Consider the following 20,556-nt stretch of genomic DNA (forward strand, 5'->3'; position numbering starts at 1 on the left):
CGTGCCGTTCATCGTGATGGGCATGCAAGACACTGGCGCCTGCATGGGAGATATCAAGTGCCGATGGCTGCGCGTGTGCGGGAAGTCGCGATTTACCGGCAGCGCGATCGCGTATACCTTCACCGGGCGCCGCCGTGGCAGATCGCCAGCGGCGCCACTGTTCATCGCCAGAGGCCTGCGCATGACGAAACAGAGGACGCGACCGGGCAGGGATGTCCCGCCAACCACGGCGTTCCCGAGACGATGCGCGTGTGTAGCCGTTCTGATCGTGTCGCTATGGGCCGGCGGCGCGGCCGCGGCAACGCAGACGCTCGCCAGCGGCTGGCGCTTCCGCCTCGATCCGCATTCGCCCGCCACGCAGACCCACCCGGAAGCGGCGGGCTGGCGCGCTGCTCGTGTGCCGGGCAGCGTGCAGACCGACCTGCTGGCGGCGGGCGTGATCGCCGATCCGTTCCAGCGCGACAACGAGGCGGCGTTGCAGTGGATCGGCCTGGCCGACTGGCAGTACCGGTTGCCACTGGCGATCGATGCGGCGACCTTGCGGCATGGCCACGTCGATCTGGTCTTCGACGGCCTGGACACGTTCGCCGACGTCTCGCTCAACGGCCAGCCGCTGCTGGCCGCGGACAACATGTTCCGGCGCTGGCGCGTGCCGGTGAAGGACGTGCTGCACGCGGGCAGCAATACGCTGCAGGTCACGTTGCATTCGCCGATCGCCCGGATGCAGCCCTGGCTGCTGAAACAGCCCCACGCCTTGCCGGGCGAATTCGATTCCGCGTTCGGCGACGAGCCGAAAGGCCGGCAGACATCCAACTACGTGCGCAAGGCGAACTACCAGTACGGCTGGGACTGGGGTCCACGCTACGTCACCGAGGGCATCTGGCAGCCGGTGCACCTGGAAAGCTGGGACGAACCGCGGCTGGCGGATTTCCATATCGCCCAGCAGCACGTCGATGCGCAGGTCGCGCAATTGCTGGCGCAGTTCGATCTTCGTGCCGACCATGCCGGCAAGGCCGGGCTGCGGGTGACGTGGACGGCGCCGGACGGCAGCCAGCGCAGCACGACCCTGGAGACCTCGCTGACTGTCGGCGACAACCATGTCGAGCTGCCGTTGCGCATCGAACATCCGCAGCGCTGGTGGCCGGTCGGCTACGGCGAGCCGAACCTGTATCGCTTCCATGCCGAAGTGGTGGTGGCCGGCAAGGTCATCGCCAGCGCCGAGCGCGATACCGGGCTGCGCAGCGTGGAGCTGCGGCGGCAGCGCGATCGCTGGGGTCGCAGCTTCGCCTTCGTGATCAATGGCGTGCCGATCTTCGCCAAGGGCGCCAACCTGATCCCGCTGGACAGCTTCCCCGAACGCGTCACCGGGGCGCGCCTGCAACAGACCCTGCAGTCCGCCCGCGACGCCAACATGAACATGCTGCGCGTGTGGGGCGGTGGCTATTACCAGAGCGATGCGTTCTACGCGCTGGCGGACCGGCTCGGCCTGATGATCTGGCAGGACTTCATGTTCGGCGGCGCGATCCCGCCGTACGACGCGGCGTTCCGCGAGAACACGAGGATCGAGGCCACCGAACAGGTCATCCGCCTGCGCGATCACCCGAGCATCGTGCTGTGGTGCGGCAACAACGAGGTGCAGACCGGTTGGGAGTCCTGGCCCGACCGCAAGAAGTTCGCCGAGGCCATCGGACCGGCCGAGCGGGCGCGCGTCGAGCAAGGCATGCGCACCCTGTTCGGTGAAACCCTGCGCGACGTGGTGCAGCGCCATGCGCCGGACGTGCCGTACTGGGCCAGCTCGCCGAGCACGGATTTCGACGGGCCGGCCAACGTGCCGGACGACGGCGACATGCACGTGTGGGATGTCTGGGCGGGCTCCGCCCCGATCGAGGACTACCTGAAGACCACGCCGCGATTCCAGTCCGAATACGGCCTGCAATCGTTCCCTGCGCTGGCCACCCTGCGCAGCTTCGCCGCCCCGTCCGACCTGTCGCCGGAGTCGCCGGTGATGCGCGCGCACCAGAAATTCGACGGCGGCAACGGCAACCGGCGCCTGCTGTTCTACATCCGCAAGTATTACGGCGAGCCGAAGGATTTCGCGTCCTTCGTCTACCTCAGCCAGGTGATGCAGGCCGAGGGCATCGAGCTGGCCGCCGACCATCTGCGCAGCGCGCGGCCGCAAAGCATGGGTTCGCTGTACTGGCAGCTCAACGACGTGTGGCCCGGCGCCTCGTGGTCCAGCGTCGACTATTTCGGACGCTGGAAGGCGCTGCAGTTCCACGCCCGCCGTTTCTACGCGCCGTTGCGGGTGGTGCCGATCCGTCGCGGCGGACGTACCGAGGTGTTCCTGGTGTCCGACCGCACCGCGCCGCTGGACGCCCGGCTGCGCCTGCGCGTGATGGACATGGATGGGCAGCTGCTGCACGAGCGCCTCGACCAGGTGCATGTGCCTGCGCTGGCCAGTACCCGCCTCGCCGAGTTGGCCGATGCGGCGCTGCTGCAAGGTGCCGATCCGCATCGCAGCTTCGCCGTGTTCGAGCTGATCGTGCAGGGCAGGGCGGTGTCGCGACATCTGCTGTATTTCGATCGCGCGTCGACCCTGCAATTGCCGCCCCCGGAGTTGCAGGCGGAGCTCCGCGACAGCGGCCATGGCGTGGTATTGAAGCTGCACGCGAAACATCTGGCGCGCGCCGTATGGATCGACTTCGGCGACCTGGATGCCCGGGTATCGGACAACGCCCTCGACCTGCTGCCCGGCGAAAGCATCGAGCTGCAGGTCAGCAGCCCGGACGGTCTCGCCTCGTTGCAAGCGGCGTTGCAGGTGCGCTCACTGGTCGAGGCCACCGTGGGTCAAGGCGTGGCCCGCGACGGAGGCTGCGGCGTTTCTCCGGGGAAATGCGTTAATCCCGCGCAAGCCGGGATTCGTGTAAGGCTTGCGAAACCGCAACCTGGATTTCCACCTTCGCGGGAATGACGGGCAAGCGGGTCATTCGAGGGCCTTCATCGAATCATGAATACATCTCGCCGTTCCCTGTTGAAGTTGATGGCCGGCGCTGCCGGTGGCGCCATGCTCGGCGGCATCCCGCTGGTACACGCCGCATCGCGCTTTCCCAGCCATCGCCCGCCCCCGGGCAAGCGCAAGTTCACCAGCGCAGCCGTCGAAGCGCTGATCGCCCGCACCCGGGCGAAGATCGGCGATCCCGAACTCGCCTGGCTGTTCGAGAACTGCTACCCGAACACGCTGGATACCACGGTGCAGCTGGGCAGCCTGGGTGGCAAGCCCGATACCTTCATCGTCACCGGCGACATCGATGCGATGTGGCTGCGCGATTCCTCGGCGCAGGTGTGGCCGTACGTGTCGCTGGCTGCGCACGACGAAGCGCTGCGCCGGCTGTTCCGCGGCCTGATCCACCGCCACGCGCGGTGCATCTCGATCGACCCGTACGCCAACGCGTTCCTGCCCGATCCGCGGGCGAATGCGCCACTGTCGTGGGCGCAGCAGGACCTTACCGACATGCGCCCGGGCGTGGCCGAGCGCAAATGGGAGATCGATTCGCTGTGCTATCCGATCCGCCTGGCGCATGCGTACTGGCAGGCTACCGGCGATCGCCAGCCGTTCGACGACGACTGGCGCACCGCGATGCATGCCGTGCTGGCGACGTTCCGCCAACAGCAGCGCAGGCACGGCCCCGGTCCGTACCATTTCCAGCGGCCATCGGCCAACCCGACCGATACCCAGTTCCTCGGCGGCTACGGCCAGCCGACCCGTGCGGTCGGGCTGATCCATGCGATGTTCCGGCCATCGGACGACGCCTGCGTGTATCCGCTGTTCATCCCCGGCAACCTGTTCGCGGTGAGTTCGCTGCGCCAACTGGCGCAGCTGTCCATCGCGCTGCACGACGACCGCGCCTTTGCCGGCGAATGCACCGCGCTGGCCGATGAGGTGGAACAGGCGCTGCAGAAGTTCGGCGTGATGCGCGATGGGCAAGGCAACGAGATCTGGGCGTACGAAGTCGACGGCTACGGCAACCAGCTGTTCATGGACGATGCCAATGCACCGGGGCTGTCGAGCCTGGCCTACCTCGGCTGCTGCCCCGGCGACGACGCGCGCTACCGGCGCAGTCGCGCACTGGCCTGGAGCCCGCGCAATCCGTATTTTTTCCAGGGCCGCGCGGCGCAGGGCATCGGCGGTCCGCACCAGGGCTTGCGCATGATCTGGCCGATGTCGATCATCATGCGGGGCCTGAGCAGCGACGACGACGGCGAGATCCGCCAGTGCCTGCGCTGGCTGAAAACCACCCACGCCGGCACCGGCTTCATGCACGAGGCCTTCGATCAGGATGATCCGGCACATTTCACCCGCGCGTGGTTCGCCTGGGCCAACACCCTGTTCGGCGAACTGATCGTGCAAGTGGCGGCGCAGCGACCCGAATTGCTGCGGCACGCATGAACCCCGAACACGCAACGGAGAACGCATCATGGTGACACGCAGACGTTTCCTGCAGGGCGCAGCCGCCCTGGGCCTGCTCGGCAGCCGGCTCGAACCGCTGGCGGCGTTCGCGGCACCGCGCAACGGCCAGGCGATGTCGCCCGCGCCCGAGCCCGACGGTTTCGCCCGCCACGTGAATGTCTTCATCGGCACCGGCGGCCACGGCCACGTCTATCCCGGCGCCACCTTGCCGTTCGGCATGGTGCAGTTGAGCCCGGACACCAACGACGCCGGCTGGGATGCCTGCTCGGGCTACCACCAGGGCGACGGTTCGATCATGGGTTTCTCGCACACGCACCTGAGCGGCACCGGCGCCAGCGACATGCTCGACGTGCTGGTGATGCCGGCACAGGGACCGGTGCTGCTGCAACCGGGCGGGCGTGGATTGCCGGACCTGAACTACCGTTCGCGCCACGACGGCGCCGATGTCGGCGAGCGTATTTCGCCCGATGCGATGGCGCAGCCCGGCCCGGGCTACCGCTCGACGTACGATCAGGAACAGGCGCAGCCGGGCTACTACCGGGTGCACCTGAAGAACCACGACGTCCTCGCCGAGCTCACGGCGACCCTGCGCACCGGACTGCATCGCTACACCTTCCACGGCGACGGCAGCGGCCACCTGCTGGTCGATCTCGCGCACGGCTACCACGACGATGCCGCGGTACCGAGCAAGGTCAGCGATGCGCGGCTGAAGCTGGTCGGCAACGACACCCTGGTCGGCGAGCGCCGCGTGCATCAGTGGGCCGGCGGCCGGCACATCTATTTCGCGATGAAGCTGTCGCGCCCGATCACGCAGGCCACGTTGTACAACGAAGATGCCGCCCTGCCGGCCGGCGCCGGCGAAACGCAGGGTCGACACCTGAAGGCGGCGCTGCACTTCGACAACATCGCCAGCGCGCCGCTGCTGGTCAAGGTCGGCATCTCCGGCGTCGACGTGGCCGGCGCGCTGCGCAACCTCGACGCGGAAGTGCCCGGCTGGGACTTCGAACAGGTCCGCAGGACAGCGGCTGCAACGTGGGAGCGCGAGCTGGGCCGCATCCGCATCGACACGGTGTCCGAAGACACGCGCAGCATCTTCTACACCTCGCTGTACCACACCATGCTGGCGCCAACCCTGTTCAGCGATGTCGATGGCCGCTACCGGGGCATGGACCTGGCTGTGCACCAGCTGCCGCCGGGCGCGAACAACTACAGCACCTATTCGCTGTGGGACACCTACCGGGCGCAGCATCCGCTGCTGACGCTGTACCAGCCCGATCGCGTGCCCGACCTGGTCAACGGCCTGGTGCGGATGGCCGGCGAAAGCCCTGACGGCCCGCCGGTGTGGCCGCTGCAGGGCGTGGAAACCGGTTGCATGATCGGCTACCACTCCGCCGCGGTGGTGGCCGAGGCGCATGCGAAAGGCTTCACCGGCATCGACTACGCCGCGGCCTGGCCGCTGTTTCGCCGGCGAGCGATGGACGACGACTACCGCGGCCTGCCGTACTACCGCAAGCTCGGCTACATCCCCAGTGACAAGGAAGGCGAGGCGGTCAGCAAGACGCTCGAATACGCCTACGACGACTGGGCCGTGGCCCGGCTGGCCGATGCCGCCGGCGCGCATGACGAAGCCACCCGGCTGCGCGAACGCTCGCGCAACTACCGGCACGTGTTCGACCGCCAGTCGGGTTTCGTGCGGCCACGCGCGAAGGATGGCCACTGGCTGGAACCGTTCGATCCGCGCGGCATGGGCCACTCGAGGAAATGGCGTGACTTCACCGAATCGAACGCGTGGCAGGCGACCTTCCTCAACCAGCACGACCTGTACGAATACATGAAACTGTTCGGCGGCGAGCAGGCGTTCGAACGCAAGCTGGATGAACTGTTCAACACCAGTTCGGCGCTGCCGGCCGATGCGCCGCCGGACATCGCCGGCATGGTCGGCCAGTACGCGCACGGCAATGAACCCAGCCATCACGTGGCCTACCTGTACGCGTACACCGGTGCGCACCACAAGACCCAGGCACGCGTGCGCAAGCTGCTGGAAAGCATGTACGAGGCGCAGCCCGACGGCCTCGCCGGCAACGAGGACTGCGGCCAGACCAGCGCCTGGTACGTGCTCGGCGCGCTGGGTCTGTACGCGGTCGATCCGGTCAGCGCCAACTACGTGTTCGGCAGCCCGCTGGTCGATCGCGCGGAGATCGAGCTGGCCGACCGGCGCAGGCTGATGGTGCTGGCCCCGGGCAACGGACCGGACAGTCCGTACATCCAGTCGGTCAGCTGGAACGGCCAGCCATGGAGCCGCAGCTGGATCAGCCACGCCGAGCTGGCCGCTGGCGGCACGCTGGAATTCCGGATGGGCAGTACGCCGAACCCGGAGTTCGGCGCGGCGCCGGCGGACCGGCCGCCGTCATTCGGCGAGGCCGCCGGCAGGAAGGCCTGACGACGACGGCGAGGGCTCACCAGTCCGTGGGGCGGTAATCCTTGAGGAACTGCCCCCACACGTGCTCGCCGGTGTTGATGCCGTGGATGATCGGATCGACGATGCGGGCGGCGCCGTCGACGATGTCCAGCGGTGGATGGAAGCGTTCCTCCGCCACCTTCCTCGCGGCCAGCTCGGCCGGGTCCTCGTCGGTCACCCAGCCGGTGTCCACGCTGTTCATGTGAATGCCGTCGTTGTGGTAATCCGTCGCCGAGGTGCGCGTCATCATGTTGAGCGCGGCCTTGGCCATGTTGGTGTGCGGGTGCCGGGTGGTCTTGAAGTTGCGGTAGAACTGGCCTTCCATCGCCGACACGTTGACGATGTGCTTGTCGCGATCGGCCGTGCGCAGCATCAGCGGCTTCAATCGCGCGTTGATGATGAACGGGGCGATCGCGTTCACCAGCTGCACCTCCAGCAACTCCACCGACGGCACCTCGGCCATCAGCAGGCGCCATGAATTGCGCTGGCGCAGGTCGACCTGCTGCAGGTCCTGGTCGAGCCGGCCTTCGGGGAACAGGTGACTCTGCGCCAGCAGTTCCTCCGGCAGCAGCGCCACCTGCGACAGCTCGGCGGCGCGGGTCAGGCCGGGAACGGACGAATCGTGGCGGGCCGGCGCATCGCCTTGCGGCAGGATGTTCGAGCTGCGCAAGCCCTCGTAGTGGCCGACCAGCTGGCGCACATGCTCGGGCATGTCGTGCAGCGCCGCGGTCTCGCCTTCCATCATGTGGGCGTAGAAGTCCGGCGGTCGGCGCACGGTCTGGCAGGCGTTGTTGATGATGAAGTCCAGCCGCGGGCGGGTGGCCACCAGTTCCTGGCAGAACGCTTCCACGCTGGGCGTGTGGCGCAGGTCCAGGCCGTAGACCTGCAGCCGTTGACCCCATTCGGCGAAGTCCGGTTCAGCCGCGTAGCGCGCCGCCGAGTCGCGCGGGAAGCGCGTGGTGACGATCAACTCGGCGCCGGCGCGCAGCAGTTTCAGGCCGGCCTGGTAGCCGATCTTCACCCGGCCACCGGTGAGCAGGGCCACGCGTCCGCTGAGGTCGGCCAGTTCGTCGCGCTTGGCGTAGTTGAACGCGGCGCAGTCGGGGCACATCTGGTCGTAGAAGAAGTGCAGGGTGGAATACTTCTTCTTGCAGACGTAGCAGTGCCGGGGTTCGATGGCTTCGCGCGGCTGCGCGGCATCGGCTTGCGGCGGGATGTCGTGTGGCTGGAATCCCTGGGGCGGGAACAGGTTGGCCGTGGTGAACACGGGGCGGCGGCGCAGCGTGCGGATGCCGGTCTGGTTGAGTACCGATTCCTCCGCCTCGACCTTGCTGGCGTAGCGGGCCTTTTCAGCCGCCTTCAGCTTGATCCGGCGCGCCACCGGGTCGGGGTGATAGACCTGCGCCACGGCCTGGTGCAGGCGCTGGCGATCGTCGGCCGGCAGCCGGTCCAGCAGCTCGCGGTCCGCCGCCACCGACTCCAGCAGTTCAGCCGCGGCGCGCAGACGCTCCAGCAGGCAGGCATCGGCGTCTTCGGGCGGGGAGGCGGGGGGCATGTTCAAGGCGGTCATTCGTCGTCGGTCATCGGCAAGAAGGGGCGGACACCCGGGATGGCATGCCGCAACCGCCTATTTTGCCCGTTTTTCCGCGCCAACCGGGAAAATCCGGCCGGCCGCGGCGCGCGATGCCCCCTGAACCGCCCCGCACGGACTTCCAGCGATGCGATCCAGCGCACACTTTGTTGGCGCGGTCGATGCAAGAGTGAAACCGTAGTTGTCCAGGCTGGACGGCAGGTATCCGGGTGACGGGGCGCTGGCAGAGTCGAGAGCCGTGGTCGCCCAAGCAGGCAGGGTTGTTTTGTGAGTTTGTCGATTTCTGCAAGTGCGCCAGTGCAAGAGGCCGCCATGGCCGATCCGTCCGCCGTATTGCCCACCATCAAGAGCGTGCTCGACAGCTTGCCGACCGCGCATCGCGCCCTGCCGATCGGGCGCCGGATCATCGGCCAGGGCTGTCACGGGGCCGTCCGCAGCGACGAAGCCACGCCGCGCATCCGCTTCGTCTACTTCACCGCCGGCGCCGACCATGATCGTCACGCCGCCTACCATCGCCACCTGATCACCGCCGAAATCCTGCTCGACCGCGTACTGGCTGCCCACGCCGCCGGGCTGCGCTCGATGGCGCCGTCGCTGGATTACGCCGCCGAGGCGCGGGCCACGGTGCCGCCACCGGCAGGCCTGTTTCATCGCGCCACGCTGGAACATCGGCGCTGGTATCGTGCCGACGGCAGCGTCCGCGCGCTGCCGCTGACCCAGGAGGCACTGTCCCTGCGGATGGCGGCCACCGACGAATTGTCCATGCGGGAAGCCAGGGCCCGCACCGCGCAGCGTTCGCACGCGCTGCCGGCCCGCGACCAGGCCTGGCTGGTTGCCCGTCGCGCCATCCCGCTGGGCCAGCGTCCGCTGAACCAGCCGGAGTGCCGCAGGCTGGCCGCTGCCCTCGACGGGATCTGGCAGGCATCCACAGGCAACTCGCACGTGGAACGGGCCAACCGGCGGATCGCCCTGAGCGTGGTGGCCGTGCTGGGCAATCTGCTGGACGAATACGCGGCCTCGCCCTTCCAGTGCGCCCCCTTGAGCGAGGCGTTCAACACCAGCCACCTGGCCCATCTGCGCCAGACCATCGCGGACTCGCGCCAGACCGAGTCGGCGTCGGACAGCTTGCTGGCCGGTCCGAAGGCCTGGTTTGCCGCCAAGGCCGTCCGCATGCGCGCCGAACACCAGCTCGGCCTGTCGATGTCGCCAGCGGCGTCCGCCAGCATCCGCCTGTCCGGCCGTGCCGTGGTGACCATGATCGGCGGTCGCCTTTACACCTTCATCGACGGTCGGCGATCGGGCTCGCGCCGGTTGCCGCCCCTGCTGGCGGCTGACGCGCTGTCGGCCTGAGCTGATTCCCCGCGGCGGCGACCGAGCGGACGCCCCGGCGGCTGTCGGCGCCGAACGGGGTACGGATTCCCAGCAAAGGCGTACCATGCGGCGCTAAGGATGGCGGCTGCAGGGAGGTGCTCGTCATGTCCGATTCCCGACCTCTGGCCAGCGACGGTTCCACCGACGCGCTGTTCGTCGTGGTGTACGCGCGGCTCAAGGCGATGGCCGCCCGACAGTTGTCGAATCGTCGCCAGGCCACCCTGGACACCACCGAACTGGTGCACGAGCTGTACCTGCGCATGGGCCAGCGCGAGGCGTTGCATTTCGACCATCCCGCCCAGTTCTTTGCCTACGCCGCGCGCGCCATGCGCCACCTGCTGATCAACCGCGCCCGCGATCGCCTGCGCCTGTGCGCGGGCGGGCAGTGGCTGCGGGTCACCCTTGACGACCAGGATCTGAAACTGGCGCTCGACACCGCTGAGCAGACGCTGGCGCTGGACGCCGCGCTGGACGCGCTGGAACAGTCCGACGCCCGTGCCGCCCAGGTGGTGGAACTGCGTTACTTCGCCGGGCTCAGTCTGGAACAGGTCGCCGACACGCTCGGCGTGGCCCGGCGCACCATCGACCGCGACTGGCGCTTTGCCCGCGCATTCATCAAGGCCCGCATGGGTTGAGGGTGTCGGGCGCAGCATGCCGTCGGGGTGGCGGCGGAGCGCGACCGGGGGCGAGGTCGCAAACGGGGCATGTTCGGGGTTAACCGTGGCAAGGCATACCGTGGGGAGTTCGTCGTGGAACCCGCAACGACAATGCGCGACGTGTTCGAAGCGGCACTCGGGCTGCCCGCGGCGGAGCGTGCGCGTCTGCTGGACGAGCGCTGCCCCGATCCGCTCCGGCGCGCGGAGATCGAACGCCTGCTCGCCGCCGACGCCACCGAAGGCGAGCTGCTGTCGACCGGCGATGCCGCCTGTGCCGCGCGGGCCATCGGCGATACCAGCGTCGCCCAGGCGCTGCCGGCCGGCAGCCGCATCGGTCCGTTCGAGCTGGTCGAGGTACTGGGCGAGGGCGGTTCGTCGACGGTGTTCCGGGCCTTTCGCCAGGTCGATGGCGTGCGCCAGGAAGTGGCGATCAAGCTGCTGGCGCGCGGCCTCTACACCGCCGATGCGCAGCGCCAGTTCCGCCGCGAGCGCGAGGCGCTGGCGCGCCTGCGCCATCCCGGCATCGCCCGCCTGATCGAGGGCGGCATCACCGAGGCCGGTCTGGCCTATATCGCGCTGGAGCTGGTCGACGGCGTGCCGATCACCCGCTACGCCAGCCAGCACCGGCTGGACCTGCGCCAGCGGCTGGTGCTGTTCCTGATGGTCTGCCGTGCGGTGGAGACGGCGCATCGGGCACTGATCGTGCACCGTGACCTGAAGCCGTCCAACGTGCTGGTCACCGCCGACGGCCACGTCAAGCTGCTCGACTTTGGCATCGCCATGCTGCTCGACGAGGACGCCGCCGAGCAGATCCATACCCAGCATCGCGCCTTGACGCCTGCCTACGCGGCGCCCGAACAGTTCGCCCAGGAGCCGGTCACCGCGGCGACCGACGTGTATGCGCTGGGCGTATTGCTGGACGAACTGATCACCGGGCAACGGCGCGCCAGCGTGGATGCAGGCACCCCGTCGTCACGGCTCAGCCAAGACACCGTCACCACGGCTTACGGCACCGTGCCGGCCAGCGTGTCGAGGCTGCGGCACAAGCTGCGCGGCGATCTCGACAACATCGTGCTGAAGGCCATCGCCACCGAGGCGGAGCGTCGTTACGCCTCGGCCGGCGCGCTGGCCGAGGACATCGAGCGCCACCTGGACCGCCAGCCGGTGCTGGCCCATCCGCCGTCGCGCTGGTATCGCACCAGCAAGTTCGTGGCCCGCCATCGCGGTGGCGTGGTGCTCACCGCGTTGTTCGTGGCGGCCGTGCTCACCTCGCTGTCGATTGCCCTGTGGCAGGCGCAGGTGGCCCGCCAGCAGGCCGCACGCGCGAACATGGTGCGGGATTTCGTCGAGAGCCTGTTCGCGCCGGTGCGCTACGGTGCCGCCACATCGGAACAACCGAGCCTGGACGAACTGCTGGCCCATGGCGTCGCAAAACTCGACAACGCGCCATCGATGGATGACGGCAGCCGCGTGGACCTGCTGGCGATGTTCTCGCGCCTGTACGAGGACCTCGGCGATGTCGCGCAGGCGCGCCAGCTGGCGAACCGGGCCGTCGCCTTGTCGGAACGGACGCTGGCGCCGTCCGCCATCGAATCGATCCGCGCGCTGACCGCCCGGGGCTACGCCGCAGTGCGCATGGAGGACTATGCCGACGGCGGCACCGACCTGCGGCTTGCCCACCAGCGCATGCTGGCACAGGGCATCCGCGGCGAAGCACTGATCGACCTGCTCGGTCCGCTGGGCGCGGTCGAGAACAGCGAAGGCCATGGCGAAGCCGCGCTGGATCTCGCCCGCGAGGCACTGGCCGAACGGATCGCCAGCTGGGGGCCGGACGATCCGCGGGTCGGCATCGGCTACAACGACGTCGCCTCCGCGCTGGAAGGCCTGGAGCGCTACGACGAGGCGATCCCGATGTGGCGGAAAACGTGGCAGTTTGAGCTCGCGCATTTCGGCCCGTCCAGCAATCAGACGACGCTGGCGCTGGCCGGCCTGGCCTCGTCCACCTATCGCGCCGGCCACTGGACGCAGGCACATGCACTGTTCGCGCAGGCCCTGGCGATGTACGCCCGCAACGGCAACGCGCCCCAGCTCACCCAGGTGTATGCCGCGCAGAAAGCATGCGTGCTGGAGGGGCTGCGCGCCGATCACGCCAGCGCGCAGGCGCGTTGCGGGCAGGCGCAGGCCTGGTCGGCCAGCGGCTTCGGCGCGGATACCGCCCTGCATGGCGACTCGCTGGAGGCCACGGCCTTCGGCGAGGTGGAGGCGGGTGATCTCGTTGCGGCGCGCAAGCTGTTCGACGCGGCCCGCAAGCTGTACGGCAACGATCCGGCCAACCGCATGCGGATCGGCCGCGTGGACAGCGAACTGGCCGGCATCGCCCTGCTCGAAGGCCAGCCTGCCGTGGCGCGCAAGCTGCTGCCGGAAGCCATCGTCGGCCTGCGCACGCGCAAGTACCGGATGCCACCGCTGATCGCCGAGGCGCGCCTGCTGCTGGCCTGCGCCCAGACCCCCGCCACGCCGTGTCCAGCCGACCTGCAGGCGACGGTCGAGCGCGACCTTGCCGCAGTGGCGCCCCGCAACGACCCACAACTGCTGTGGGTACACACGCTGCTGGCGCAGGTCGAGCTGGCGCACGACCAGGCCGGCGAGGCAAAGGCCCGGCTGACGGCGGCGATTCCCCGTGCCGCCGGCGAGTTGCCACCGGTGCATCCGCGTCGACTCGCGGCGCAGCTGTGGCTTGCCGTGGCCACGGCAAGCAGTGGCGACTGCACCGATGCCGAAGCGCAGGCCCGCGCCGCCAGCGCGACCATCCAGGCCGGCGCTCTCGCTGCACATCCCGAGCTGGCCATTGCCAGCACGCTGCTGCGCCATCCCCTGGCTTCCTGCGGCCTGTTGCTGAACTGACCGGCGCTTCAACGTCCCACTGATCGCCCCGGCTGGCCTGCGTGGACCGGGCGGTGGGCGCATGTCGCAACTTGTCGCCCTTCGGTGTTCTCCGTCTTGCCACGACCACGCGGTCGGGCGGGGCAGGGGCTGCATCAACGACAAGCCAAGGGGGCACACCGTCATGTTCCATCAGCGCACTTTCGTATCCGTCGCAGCGGGGCTGGTCCTGCTGGCGACGGTCGTCGGCACACCGGCGCAGGATCGCCGTCACCAGCCATCACCGGCTGCCAACACGCTGGTCACCGCCAACCCTTCGGGCTGGCTGCAGACCAGCACGCCCAGCGGCAGCATCGACACCGCCAATCCGTTCTTCCAGAGCTTTGGCCCCAACGGCCGCTCTTGCGATTCCTGCCATCGACAGGCCCAGGGCTGGTCGATCACCCCGGACGAACTGCGCCAGCGCTTTGCCAGCACCAACGGCAACGATCCGATCTTCCGCCTGGTCGACGGCGCCGTGTCGCCACGGGCCGATGTGTCCAGCCTCTACGCGCGGCGCATCGCCTACTCCATGCTGCTCAAGCGGGGCCTGATCCGCGTGGGCATGCCGATGCCGGCGAATGCCGAGTTTCGCCTGACCCGCGTCGATGACCCCTACGGTTACGCCAGCGCGAGCGACCTGTCGCTGTTTCGGCGCCCGCTGCCGTCGACCAACCTGATCTGGCTTACCGCGGTCATGTGGGACGGGCGTGAGACCGTCGCGCCATTCAAGCCGCCGATGGATGCCGGCATCAATCACGAGGACATCATCGAGAGCCTGGCTTCGCAGGCGCGCGACGCCATCCTCGGTCACGAACAGGCCGCGGTCGCCCCCGACGCGAGCGTGATCGACCGGATCGTGGACTTCGAACTGCACCTGTTCACCGCCCAGCTGGTCGACCAGGACGCCGGCAAGCTCAACGCCGAGGACGGCATGGGTGGCGCCAGCATCCTGGCGCAGCAGCGCTTCTGGATCGGCATCAACGACACCCTGGGCGGCGATCCCACCGGCGATGCCTTCGACGAGAAGGCGATGCGCCTGTTCGACGAGTGGAACGTCCCCGGCGCGCAGTTCAGCCACGATCGCGGCGAGCGTGCGCGGGCCGCCATCGCCCGCGGCGAGCAGCTCTTCAACACGTTGCCGATCGCGATCAGCGGCGTGGCCGGGCTCAACGACGTGACCGGCCTGCCCGTCATCCACGGCAGCTGCAGCAGCTGCCACAACGCGCCGAACATCGGCAACCACTCGGTGGCGCTGCCGGTGGACATCGGCATTGCCGACGCAAGCCGACGCACGCCGGACATGCCGCTGTACACGCTGACCAACAACGCCACGGGCAGGAGCGTGCAGACCACCGACCCCGGCCTGGCATTGCGTACCGGCAAGTGGGCCGACATCGGCAAGTTCAAGGGACCGATCCTGCGCGGGCTCGCCGCCCGCGCGCCGTACTTCCACAACGGCTCGGCGGCGACGCTGATGGACGTGGTCGACTTCTACGACACCCGCTTCAATGTACACATGAGCGGGCAGCAGAAAGGCGACCTGGTGGCGTTCCTGTCGGCGCTTTGAACGGCCTTGCCCGGGCCTGCTATCCCGGGGTGGCCGGGCAACGGGCCATGTGCAGCAGCACGCCGGCCAGGCTCTTCAGGTCCTGCGCGTTGTGTGCCGCCACCCGTCGCAGGTTCCGGGCAGAGCCGCCGCGCAGATAGGTGAGCCAGGCCGCCGGCGCCTCGGCGCCGGGCAGGTCGTCCTCGCGCACCACGCCCAGCAACTGGCGTTCGGCCGTGGCCAGGCGGCAGTTGGGCCACTGCCGCTTCCAGTGCCGTCGCACCGGATGCAGCAGGTCCAGATGAGCCAGGCCGGCCAGCGGATTGGGCAGGCGCGCCAGGCGATAGCGGGTGGCCAGCAGCGGCGCGTCGTAGCACTTGCCGTTGTAGCTGACGAGCACGGTGTCCCCGCTCAGCCACTCGGCGAACGTGTGCAGCATGGCGGTTTCGGCGGCCATCGTGGTGAGGGTGAGCTGGCGGATGCGGAAGCGGCCATCGAGCCAGTCGGCGGCGCCGATCATGAAGGCGCGGGTGCCGGTGCCGCCAGCCAGGCCGGTGGTTTCGGTATCGAAGTGCAGCAGGCGGTAGTGATGGACCGGCGCCATCCGGGCAAAGCCGGTTTCGACGATCGCCGGCGGATCGAGCCAGTCGACCAGGACTTCGGTGTAGCGCAGGCCCGGCGCGATCTCGATGCCGGGCACCTCGCGGTCGCTGGACGCGATCGTGGCGGGATTGCGCTTCATTTGCGCGTGACGCTGGAGCAGACGGCGCAGCTCGGGCGAGAGGGCGCGATCGGCTGTCGCAAGGCCTGCAACAGGGGAGGGAGGCGGCCGTTGCGCGGCCGCCGTCGAAGCCACAGAACCCGTCTGGCTGGCTGGCAAGTCCACGTTCGGCGCACGGGTACCGACCTTGCCGGCCTCCGCCCGCAGCTTGCGCATCCGCGCGGCCAGCGCGCTCACAGCGCCACCAGCAAGGCCAGTACGCGCAGCGCCAGCGCCTTCACCGTGCTGGCTGCCTCTTCGTCCGCGGCCAATACCGGGCCGACACAGGCGGGGCAGCCGGCGCGGCAGTCGCAGCGTTCGATCAGGCTGATCGATTGCGCCACCAGATCCTCGCGACGCTGGAACAGCGGCTCGCTCTGGCCGATGCCGCCGGGGAAGGCGTCGTACAGGTAGACGGTGGGCGTGAACGGCGCACCTGGCGCCAGCATGGCGGGCTGGCCGTCGTTGCCGCGGATCTGGCCGCGGCCACTGAGGTCGGCGCTGACGAACCACGCGCCATCGCCCGAGCCCACGGACTTCTGCAGGTCGCGCGCCTCAGCCATCACCGCCACGGTGGCCACGATGTGCAGCGCATAAGCCGCGCCGAGGAAGCCGTCCAGCGCCTGCTGGCGCTGTTCGAACGCAGCATCCAGCACCGCCTGCGGCAGTTGCCACCACACCGCGGTGGTGTGCAGTTCCTGGTCGGGCAGGTTGACCGGGCCGTAGCCGATGTTCTCGTGCGAGTAGAAGCGGATCTTCTTGTAGCCCGGCACGCGGCGCACCACGTGCACCTCGCCGTGATGCGCCTGGCCGCAGCCCGCGTGCGAGCTGTCGAAGCAGTCCAGCACTTTCAATTTGGTGTAGTCGATGGCGTCGGTGTAGTAGTCGACCTGGGTGCGCGTGACATACGCCTTGCGGCCTTCCCAGTCCAGCTTCTCGACCTGGTAGGGCAGCGACTGGATCATGTGGATGGCGCCTTCGTACAGCGTCACCGCGGCGGCGGAGTAGTCGACCTCGGCGATGATGGTCTGGCGACCGTCGGTGCGATCGACCACCACGAAATTGCCGTCGGCGACCGAGCGCAGCGAGACCGCGATGGCCGGGTAACTGTCGGCAATCCATTCCCAGCGATCGCCCTCGCGATGCAGCACGCCTTCCTCGCCCAGCAAGTCCAGCCACGGCGTGGTCACTTCAGTGCCGAACATCTCGTCACCGACGAACGGCAACTCGAACGCGGCGCAGCGGATGTGGTCGAGCAGGATCAGCGGCTGATCCGGCTGGATGCGGGCATGCTCGGGCGTGGCGTCCTGGAAGAATTCCGGATGCCGCACCAGGTACTGGTCCAGCGGATCGGAGCTGGCCACCAGCACGCCCAGCGCGGATTGCTGGCGCCGGCCGGCGCGGCCGAAGCGCTGCCAGGTGGCGGCGACCGAGCCGGGGTAGCCGTTCAGCACCACCACGTCGAGGCTGCCGATATCCACGCCCAGCTCCAGCGCGGACGTGCTCACGATGCCGTCGATGCTGCCCGCGCGCATTTCGCGTTCCGCCGCGCGGCGTTCCTTCGGCAGGTAGCCGCCGCGATACGCGCGGATGCGTGGCGGCTTGCGCGGGTCATGGTCGAACACGTCCTTGAGGTATTTGGTGAGCACCTCGACCATGCTGCGCGACTGGGCGAACACCAGCGTCTTCATGCCCGACTTGATCGCCAGCCGCGCGATGCGGTTGGTCTGCGAACGGGCCGAGGCGCGCAGGCCGAGGTCGGGATTGACCACCGGCGGATTCCACAACAACACATGCTTGTCGCCGGTGGGCGCGCCGCTTTCGGTGATCGCGGTGACCGCGTCTTCGATCAGCGCCTCGGCGTGCTCCTGCGGATTGCCGATGGTGGCCGAGCACAGGATGAATTGCGGGGTGGCGCCGTAGAACGCGCAGACGCGTTTCAGCCGGCGGATCACGTTGGCTACGTGCGAGCCGAACACGCCACGGTAGGTGTGCACCTCGTCGATCACCACGTAGCGCAGGTTCTCGAAAAACTGCGCCCACTTGGTGTGGTGCGGCAGGATCGCCTGGTGCAGCATGTCCGGGTTGCTGACCACGATGTCGCCATGCAGGCGGATCGCCTGCCGCGCATCGCCGGGCGTATCGCCATCGAAGGTGAAGGCTTTCACGCCCAGCTCGCCGGCGTTGTTCAACTCCAGCAGTTCGGCCACCTGGTCCTGCGCCAACGCCTTGGTCGGGAACAGGTACAGCGCCTTGGCCTTGTCCTGCATCGCCGCGCTGATCACCGGCAGCGTGTAGCACAGTGACTTGCCCGAGGCGGTGGGCGTGACGATGGCGACGTGCGCGCCGGACTGCGTGGCCTTCCACGCCTCGGCCTGATGGCTGTAGAGCTGCTCGATGCCCCGCGTGCGCAGGGCTTGCGCCACGGCCGGCGGAAGATCCGCGGGCAACGGCGCGAAGCTGCCCTCGCGACCGGGCACCACGAAGGCGCCGGTGATCCGCGCCGCGTAGCGCTTCGACAGGCGCTGGGCCAGCGTGCGGCCATCGCCGGGGTCGCGCAGTACCAGGTCATCGGTGGCGTAACGGTCGGGCAAGGCGCTCATGGTCGGCATCCGCGAAAGTCTTCGCGGATTAGGCCGGCGTGGTGTCTCACCGGGTGAGATGGGCGTTCCGCGAGCGTGCACGAATGACGCTCTTCCTGCCTGCTCAGCGCGACAGTCTGTCCAGGGCCACCTTCATCGCGTGCGCACCAGCATCCATCGCTGCCTCGATCGCGCCACCGATATCGTCGGGCAGGAAATCCGCCAGCCAGACGACACGAGTGGCGCCCGGTTCGGCCACCACCTGGGCGGAGGCGTTGTAGTGCGTGGCACCCACGCCTTCGGCCGACCACACCAGTCGACGGCTGCACTCGCCCAGGGTGATGATCGGCTCGCGCACGCACTGGCCATTGGCAAAGGTGACCCGCCGCGCACCGGGTTCGAGACAGGTGTCGATGACGAAGCCGGGCACCAGGCGCGTATGCAGCGCACCGATGTCGCGGATCGCATCCCATGCATCGTCGGGATGGGCTGTGGTGATGATGTCCTTGCGTACGGTTGCCAAGGGGTTCTCCTCGTTGGACTGGATGATGCCGTCCGGCTGCAGTCAGTCACGCAGAGCTGCCGCAATAAGCCTCGATGCGGTAGCCGTCAGGGTCGCTCACGAACGCGGCGTAATAATTCGCGCTGTAATCCGTCCGAAGCGCAGGTCCCCCGTTGTCGCGCCCGCCATGAGCGAGCGCAGCGGCATGGAAGGCATCAACGCTGGTGCGGCTGGGAGCCAGCAGGCAGATGTGCAACCCCGAGGCGTCGTTGGCCGGAACCGGTGCCTCGCTGCGCAGCACCCAGAACGCCACCGAAGTCGCGCCGTAGCCGAGCGAGGTTGCATCCGCACTGAGACAGCGATAGCCCAGCGGCTGCAATGCGGCGTCGTAGAAGGCCCTGGCACGCGTGATGTCACGGACGCCGATGGACAAGTGGTCGATCATGGGTGACTCCGATGATGGTCGGTGGCAGCATCATCGACGTGACTGCAACTGGCGGCTTGGGAAAAATTGCTGTTCGACGGAAAGGCCTGTTCCCCGGTGACGATAGAGGCAACAACATTGGCCAGCGGCAATGGCTGGAGCGTGCAGGAGGTGATCTGCAGCGCCGGGCCGCGCGATCGTGCGTTCGAGGAGCGCCATGAGACGGTCTCCGTCGCGGCGGTCCTCGCCGGGACCTTCCTGTATCGCAGCGGTCAGGGTGATACTCTGCTGGCGCCCGGGTCGTTGCTGCTCGGCAACCATGGCCAGTGTTTTGAATGCGGACACGAACACGGCACCGGCGATCACTGTCTGTCCTTCCATTTCACCCCGGCCTGCTGGGAAAACCTGGTAGCCGCCATGCCCGGCGTACGTAAGGCCACATTCGGCCACTCGCATGTGCCGCCTGCGGCGTCGCTGACGCGGCTCCTGGCCCGACTGGAATCTGCCCGACAGGAAGCTGTCCGACAGGGAAATGCCGCCGCGCTGGAGGAAATCGCCATCGATCTGGCGGGCATCGCGCTGCATGTGGATGCCGGGCTGCGCCCACGATCGGGCCGCCTTGGCCGTCACGACGCCCAGCGCGTATCGGATGCCGTACGCCGTATCGAAGCCAGTGCGCAACTGGCTGACGACAGCCTGACGCTGGGCGAGCTTTCCCGCGAAGCCGGTCTCAGTCCCTGGCATTTCCTTCGGGTGTTCCGCCGCGTGGTGGGCATGACCCCGCATCAATACGTGTTGCGCACACGCATGCACCGCGCTGCCGTGCAGTTGCGCGACTCCACCACATCCATTTCGGGCATTGCCTTCGAGGCCGGATTCAGCGATCTGTCCACATTCAATCACCGCTTCCGCGCCGTGATGGGCATGAACCCGGGTTCGTATCGCGCCCGGCCGAAATGCTGAGCTGACCTGGTGGGCCAGCCACGATCGTTCCGTGGCGGGCGTTGTCATCCTGTTCGTCAGATGTGTTGACCTATGACCTCTGGCCCTTCGGCAAGCGCGCCTTGCCGTCGTAGGCTTGCGCAGCCATCCGGCAAGTGACATCCGTCCTTCAACCGATGGCAGCAGACGACGAGTGAAACCCGGCTTGCACCCGACAGTCCGTCGCGTGCCGGACAGGTAATGCGCGGACGTCCAGAACTCCCCCACGAGCGGGCTGCCTGATTTCTGGCGGCGTTCGTGCCCCAAGGCTCTAATCAAGCATCAGGAAAAA

General features: G+C 68.2%; 12 protein-coding genes and 1 pseudogene. 8 read left to right on the forward strand and 5 right to left on the reverse strand.

The features are described from left to right. Positions 1-268: 268 nt before the first annotated feature. From I6J77_RS08625 to I6J77_RS08635, 3 genes and pseudogenes are all read left to right on the forward strand, one after another. Positions 269-2,830: pseudogene (locus tag I6J77_RS08625) on the forward strand (glycoside hydrolase family 2 protein); the annotation flags it as partial. Positions 2,831-3,007: 177 nt separating this feature from the next. Then, complete coding sequence (locus tag I6J77_RS08630) at positions 3,008-4,447, forward strand: glycoside hydrolase family 125 protein (protein WP_204111302.1); 1,440 nt, start codon at positions 3,008-3,010, stop codon at positions 4,445-4,447. 28 nt (positions 4,448-4,475) lie between these two features. Then, positions 4,476-6,908 (forward strand): GH92 family glycosyl hydrolase, encoded by a 2,433-nt coding sequence (locus I6J77_RS08635; RefSeq protein WP_204111303.1) that lies wholly within the window; start codon positions 4,476-4,478, stop codon positions 6,906-6,908. Positions 6,909-6,924: 16 nt separating this feature from the next. Here I6J77_RS08635 and I6J77_RS08640 read toward each other — a convergent pair whose 3' ends face one another. Then, the gene (locus I6J77_RS08640; protein WP_204111304.1) at positions 6,925-8,496 is read right to left on the reverse strand and encodes an SDR family NAD(P)-dependent oxidoreductase; all 1,572 of its coding nucleotides are present in this window, start codon (positions 8,494-8,496) and stop codon (positions 6,925-6,927) included. Positions 8,497-8,829: 333 nt separating this feature from the next. On the opposite strand from I6J77_RS08640, the gene I6J77_RS08645 reads away from it, so the two are divergent. The 4 genes from I6J77_RS08645 to I6J77_RS08660 all read left to right on the forward strand — a co-directional run bounded on the left by I6J77_RS08645 (position 8,830) and on the right by I6J77_RS08660 (position 15,036). Then, complete coding sequence (locus I6J77_RS08645) at positions 8,830-9,867, forward strand: hypothetical protein (RefSeq protein WP_204111305.1); 1,038 nt, start codon at positions 8,830-8,832, stop codon at positions 9,865-9,867. 125 nt (positions 9,868-9,992) lie between these two features. Beyond that, positions 9,993-10,523: an ECF-type sigma factor gene (locus I6J77_RS08650; RefSeq protein WP_040672800.1), complete on the forward strand. Its 531-nt coding sequence runs from the start codon at positions 9,993-9,995 to the stop codon at positions 10,521-10,523. Positions 10,524-10,637: 114 nt separating this feature from the next. Beyond that, positions 10,638-13,448: a serine/threonine-protein kinase gene (locus I6J77_RS08655; protein ID WP_204111306.1), complete on the forward strand. Its 2,811-nt coding sequence runs from the start codon at positions 10,638-10,640 to the stop codon at positions 13,446-13,448. A 163-nt stretch (positions 13,449-13,611) separates the two neighbouring features. Then, positions 13,612-15,036 carry a hypothetical protein gene (locus I6J77_RS08660; protein WP_204111307.1) on the forward strand — a complete coding sequence of 475 codons (1,425 nt, stop codon included), beginning with the start codon at positions 13,612-13,614 and terminating at the stop codon, positions 15,034-15,036. Between the two features lie 19 nt (positions 15,037-15,055). On the opposite strand, the gene I6J77_RS08665 is transcribed toward I6J77_RS08660, so the two are convergent. The 4 genes from I6J77_RS08665 to I6J77_RS08680 all read right to left on the reverse strand — a co-directional run bounded on the left by I6J77_RS08665 (position 15,056) and on the right by I6J77_RS08680 (position 19,304). Beyond that, complete coding sequence (locus tag I6J77_RS08665) at positions 15,056-15,757, reverse strand: ribonuclease H-like domain-containing protein (RefSeq protein WP_204111308.1); 702 nt, start codon at positions 15,755-15,757, stop codon at positions 15,056-15,058. Between the two features lie 212 nt (positions 15,758-15,969). Beyond that, positions 15,970-18,378 (reverse strand): DEAD/DEAH box helicase, encoded by a 2,409-nt coding sequence (locus tag I6J77_RS08670; protein ID WP_204111309.1) that lies wholly within the window; start codon positions 18,376-18,378, stop codon positions 15,970-15,972. 103 nt (positions 18,379-18,481) lie between these two features. Continuing rightward, a complete protein-coding gene (locus I6J77_RS08675; RefSeq protein ID WP_204111310.1) occupies positions 18,482-18,880 on the reverse strand; it encodes an SRPBCC family protein in 399 nt (132 codons plus the stop codon). Positions 18,881-18,926: 46 nt separating this feature from the next. Continuing rightward, entirely contained in the window at positions 18,927-19,304 is a 378-nt protein-coding gene (locus tag I6J77_RS08680) for a VOC family protein (protein WP_204111311.1), read from the reverse strand. A gap of 66 nt (positions 19,305-19,370) precedes the next feature. Between I6J77_RS08680 and I6J77_RS08685 the strand changes: the two genes are divergently transcribed. Then, positions 19,371-20,246 carry an AraC family transcriptional regulator gene (locus tag I6J77_RS08685; protein ID WP_204111312.1) on the forward strand — a complete coding sequence of 292 codons (876 nt, stop codon included), beginning with the start codon at positions 19,371-19,373 and terminating at the stop codon, positions 20,244-20,246. The last annotated feature ends 310 nt before the right edge of the window (positions 20,247-20,556 follow it).

This window comes from Rhodanobacter sp. FDAARGOS 1247 (assembly GCF_016889805.1).
Taxonomy (GTDB): domain Bacteria; phylum Pseudomonadota; class Gammaproteobacteria; order Xanthomonadales; family Rhodanobacteraceae; genus Rhodanobacter.

Excerpts from the sequence above, each read along its gene's own strand:
- I6J77_RS08680 (WP_204111311.1), bottom strand. The coding sequence starts at position 19,304 with ATGATCGACCACTTGTCCATCGGCGTCCGTGACATCACGCGTGCCAGG.
- I6J77_RS08640 (WP_204111304.1), bottom strand. The coding sequence starts at position 8,496 with ATGACCGCCTTGAACATGCCCCCCGCCTCCCCGCCCGAAGACGCCGAT.
- I6J77_RS08630 (WP_204111302.1), top strand. The coding sequence starts at position 3,008 with ATGAATACATCTCGCCGTTCCCTGTTGAAGTTGATGGCCGGCGCTGCC.
- I6J77_RS08650 (WP_040672800.1), top strand. The coding sequence starts at position 9,993 with ATGTCCGATTCCCGACCTCTGGCCAGCGACGGTTCCACCGACGCGCTG.
- I6J77_RS08660 (WP_204111307.1), top strand. The coding sequence starts at position 13,612 with ATGTTCCATCAGCGCACTTTCGTATCCGTCGCAGCGGGGCTGGTCCTG.
- I6J77_RS08645 (WP_204111305.1), top strand. The coding sequence starts at position 8,830 with ATGGCCGATCCGTCCGCCGTATTGCCCACCATCAAGAGCGTGCTCGAC.
- I6J77_RS08670 (WP_204111309.1), bottom strand. The coding sequence starts at position 18,378 with ATGAGCGCCTTGCCCGACCGTTACGCCACCGATGACCTGGTACTGCGC.
- I6J77_RS08635 (WP_204111303.1), top strand. The coding sequence starts at position 4,476 with ATGGTGACACGCAGACGTTTCCTGCAGGGCGCAGCCGCCCTGGGCCTG.
- I6J77_RS08665 (WP_204111308.1), bottom strand. The coding sequence starts at position 15,757 with ATGAAGCGCAATCCCGCCACGATCGCGTCCAGCGACCGCGAGGTGCCC.